Raw genomic sequence first — 891 nt, forward strand, 5'->3', positions numbered from 1 at the left:
CCCGTTCACCGGACTGGTTGCGTGAGGGCGTCAGACCAACCCAGGGGCCAATTCTCTTTGAAGACCGAAAGCGGGTCGGATCATCGACCGCAGCACGGAAGGTCAGCGCCACGACCGCGCCAATCCCCGGCATTGTCATGAGACGACAGCAAACTGGATCGTCTCCGGCAAACTGGCGCACGTGTTTTTCGAGACCGGCCAGTTCCTGTCGTAGGGAAGCTCGGACCCGCAGCATCGGTTCTGTTGCGATTTCCAGCATTAGATTGCCATATGCCAATTCCCGAATGCGTGTCTCAAACCTACCGCGCGAGATCGCACCCACCTTCAAGCCGAAGTTCCGCAGCAGACCTCTCAGCGACATCTCCAGGGCGATCATGTTCTGCTGGATAGCCTTTCGAGCGCCGAGAACTACACGGGTTTCCTGAGCAGAGACGGATTTACAGTGAACCGGGCGGAACCAGCCGAGATGAAGAAGGCGTGCAATCCCTTCTGCATCGCGGCGATCCGTCTTGATCGGCATCGCCTTCAGCGCGCCCTTCACCTGACGCGTTTCCATGAGCACCACATCCAGGCCAGCTTCGGTCAGCGTTCGGTGCAGCCATTGCGACAGTGGCCCGGCTTCCAGGCCAATCGCCGCGATGCTGCCGTCAAGTTCGTCCAACCAGCGCCCCAGAGCTTCGGGTTCGCTTCCAGTCTCCGCCTCTTTGACGATCTGGCCATGCTCGCTGACCACACACACTGCGGTTTTCGCCAACGACACATCCAATCCTATAAACAGCTTCATCCCGTCATCCTCCATCTGGGTTCAATACGGGAATGGCGACAGCGCGGTGCTGATCTGACAAGTGGCAACGGCGGCGCGTCACGCAGGCCCCGTTACAGCATCTCATA

1 protein-coding gene is annotated in these 891 nt (G+C 59.1%); it reads right to left on the reverse strand.

Annotation, left to right across the window (positions count from 1 at the left end):
- Window positions 1-784 (reverse strand): IS110 family RNA-guided transposase (locus EP237_RS22885; RefSeq protein WP_127563112.1); only part of this gene is annotated, 784 nt, incomplete at its 3' end.
- Between the last annotated feature and the right edge of the window lie 107 nt (window positions 785-891).

This window comes from Nioella ostreopsis, assembly GCF_004000255.1.
Classification (GTDB): Bacteria; Pseudomonadota; Alphaproteobacteria; order Rhodobacterales; family Rhodobacteraceae; genus Nioella; species Nioella ostreopsis.